The organism is Streptomyces glaucescens (genome assembly GCF_002154375.1).
GTDB lineage: Bacteria > Actinomycetota > Actinomycetes > Streptomycetales > Streptomycetaceae > Streptomyces > Streptomyces glaucescens.
In genome coordinates this window covers 1-2,928 of the sequence record NZ_MUND01000781.1, presented here as the reverse complement: position 1 = coordinate 2,928, position 2,928 = coordinate 1, and the positions used below count along the sequence as shown (strand labels likewise).

General features: G+C 72.4%; 3 protein-coding genes. All 3 read right to left on the bottom strand.

The window, feature by feature from the left end; genetic code table 11:
- Positions 1–220: 220 nt before the first annotated feature.
- Complete coding sequence (locus CCN42_RS37090) at positions 221–1,105, bottom strand: TauD/TfdA dioxygenase family protein (protein WP_086741695.1); 885 nt, start codon at positions 1,103–1,105, stop codon at positions 221–223.
- Between the two features lie 25 nt (positions 1,106–1,130).
- Positions 1,131–1,955 carry an ABC transporter ATP-binding protein gene (locus CCN42_RS37085; RefSeq protein WP_086741694.1) on the bottom strand — a complete coding sequence of 275 codons (825 nt, stop codon included), beginning with the start codon at positions 1,953–1,955 and terminating at the stop codon, positions 1,131–1,133.
- On the bottom strand, positions 1,942–2,928 hold a 987-nt coding region (locus CCN42_RS37080; protein ID WP_245877637.1), incomplete at its 5' end, for a taurine ABC transporter substrate-binding protein. The genes CCN42_RS37085 and CCN42_RS37080, both read right to left, overlap by 14 nt.

Here is a 2,928-nt window from a genome sequence, read left to right as displayed (position 1 = left end):
GCCCACGGCCGGCCCGTCACCGTCCCCCTCACCGGACCCGACGGCCGAGCCGAGCCCGTCGCCCACCCAGCCGGACGACTGTGCCACGCAGCCGGCCACCCCGTCCCCCGACCCGAGCGCACCCCCGAGCCCGTCGCCGTGCCCGACCGTCACGACCGGGTGAGGACCGGGTGCCCCGAGCGCCGGGACCCTCGAGCGTCGCACGAGCGGTGCCCGTGGGTCAGCGGGGTACGGACGCGGGCCCGACCGGGGTGTCCCCGCGCAGCGTGATGCGGTGCATCACACGATGCCGGTCGCCGTAGTCGCGGTTGGCGTAGTGGGCCGTGCTGCGGTTGTCCCACAGCGCGACGTCCCCCGGCTGCCAGCGATGCCGTACGACGTGCTCGGGCTTGGTGAGGTGGGCGTACAGGATGTCGAGGATGCCGCGGCTCTCGTGCTCCGAGACGCCCACGATGTGCGAAGTGAAGCCGGGGTTCACGAACAGGCCCTTGCGGCCGCTCTCCGGGTGCACCCGGACCACCGGGTGCTCCACCGGCTCCAGCTCGGTGAACACCTCGCCCTCCCAGAGGTTGCCCCGGCCCTGACGGCGCTGGGCGAGGTAGTAGCCGAACTCGCGGCTGCCGTCGTGAACGGCGGTGAGCGTGTCGACGTAGCTGCGCAGGCCCGGCGACAGCGACTCGTAGGCGAGTTGGCTGTCCGCCCAGCTGGTGTCGCCCCCGTTGGGCGGCAGCACCACTGCGCGCAGGACGGAGATGGCCGGCGGGCGTCGCACGAACGTCACGTCCGTGTGCCACACGTCGGCGAACCCGTTGTCCTGGCTGTCCAGGGAGTACACCTCGGGCGCCACGTCACCGGAGTCGTGGACGGGGTGCCCGACGGTGACGTCGCCCAGGCGTCTGCCGAACTCGATCTGCGCGGCGTCGTCGAGGCCGTGCTGGCCGCGCACGAAGAGGACCTTGTACGCGACGAGTGCCTCGCGCAGCGCGAGGACCTGGTCGTCGTCGAGGTGCACGAGGTCGATGCCGTCGATCTCGGCACCGAAGCCGGGACCGAGTGCGGTGAGGGGCAGCCGGGTCACGGCGGGCGGGTCGCTGAGAACGCTCACGTATGTTTCCTTTCCTGGGTCTGGTTCAGGCCGCCGCGGCGGCCTTGACGGCGTGGGACACCTGCGCGCGCAGCTCGGCGAACTGCTCCGAGTTGCGCAGCTCCTCGGCATCGACGTCGCCACGCGGCAGGGGGATCGGCAGGTCGAGTGCCACGGTCCCGGGGCTCTTGGTCAGCACCACGATGCGAGAGCCGAGGAACACCGCCTCGTCCGCCGAGTGCGTCACGAACACCGCGGTCCGCCCGGTCCGGTCGGTGACGCGGCGGACGTCCTCCTGCAGCCGCTCCCGGGTCAGCGCGTCCAGCGCCGCGAACGGCTCGTCGAGCAGGAGGAGGGGGTTCTCGGCGGCGAGCGCCCGGGCGATGGCCACGCGTTGCTGCTGGCCGCCGGAGATCTCCCAGGTCCGCCGCCTCTCGGTGCCTTGGAGCCCGACCCGGGCCAGCAACTCCGCGCGCCGCTCCGGCCATCGGGCACGGTCGACACGGGCGTACCTCAGCGCCAGATCGATGTTGCCCCGCACGGTCCGCCACGGGAACAGCCGCGGGGTCTGGAACACCACACCCGCCCCCGCGCCGGGCCGCGGCTCGGCGCCGGACACCCGCACCGCTCCCTGCGCGGGCCGCTCGAAACCGGCGATGAGCCGCAGCAGGGTGCTCTTGCCGCAGCCGGAGGCGCCCACGAGGACGAGGAACTCCCCGGCCGGGACGGTCAGGTCGACCGGCCCCACGGCGGTGAAGGTCTCGCCGCGACGGCCGTACCGGTGGACGACGTGGTCGAGGCGGACGGACCCTGATCCGGCACGCGACGTGTCCGCCCCTGCCGCCGCCTCACCGATCTCACCTGAGGACATCGGGCAGCCCCTTGAGGTAGAAGGCCTTGCGGACGTCGGCCTCGGACGGCGCGGCGGCGATCTGCTTCTGGTCGGCCAGGAACCGGCCGGTGTCGCCGACGTAGGTGAGCAGCTCGCCCGGACTGCCGTCGGTGCCCAGCCAGTCGGCGGAGACCACCTGCTCCGGGGTGAGGAACACGCCCTGCGAGAGCTGCGCCCTGGCGTCCGCCGCGCTGATGCCGAGCTCGGCCGCGACAGCCTTCACCGTGCCGTCCGGGTCGGACCTGATCAGGCGCAGTGCCTCGGCCTGCGCCCGGCGCCATGCGTCGATCGCCTCCGGGTCCCTGGCGATCAGGTCGTCCGACACGACGGCCAGGTCGAGGGTCGGTCTGCCCGCCGCGCCGATCTGCTTGCTGCTGGTGAGCTGGGTGCCGGTCTCGCGCAGTTCGTCCAGGGTCGGCAGCCAGACGTAGGCGGCGTCGATGTCCCCGCGCTGCCAGGCGGCGAGGATCGGCTGTGGTTGCAGGTCGATGAGCTGGACGTCCGACGGCCGCAGGCCCGCCGTCTCCAGCGCTGCCAGCAGGCTGTAGTGCGAGGTGGAGGCGAAGGGGGTGGCTATCTTCCTGCCCTTGAGCCCGGCGACATCGGTGATGCCGGTGGTCCTGCGCGCCACCAGGGCCTCGTTCTCGCCCGCGACGTCGAGGATCCAGGCGACCTTGTACGGAATGGGTGAGCTGCCGGACACCCCGCGGGCGAACGGGCTGGAGCCGAGCGCCGCGATGTCGAGCGACTTGCCGATGAAGGCCTGGTTGACGCTGGCGCCGGAGTCGAACTTGATCCAGGTGATCTCGTAGTCCGGCAGGGCCTTCTCCAGCAACCTCCTGTTCTTCACGAGCAGGTCGCCGCTGGGGAAGGCGAAGTAGCCGATGCGCAGGCGCTTGGAGCCGCCGGACGGCGAAGCGTCGCTGTCGGAGGAGCAGCCGGCGACGGCCGC

Bases quoted from the DNA above. Each gene is read 5' to 3' on its own strand.
- CCN42_RS37085 (WP_086741694.1), bottom strand. From the start codon at position 1,955: ATGTCCTCAGGTGAGATCGGTGAGGCGGCGGCAGGGGCGGACACGTCG.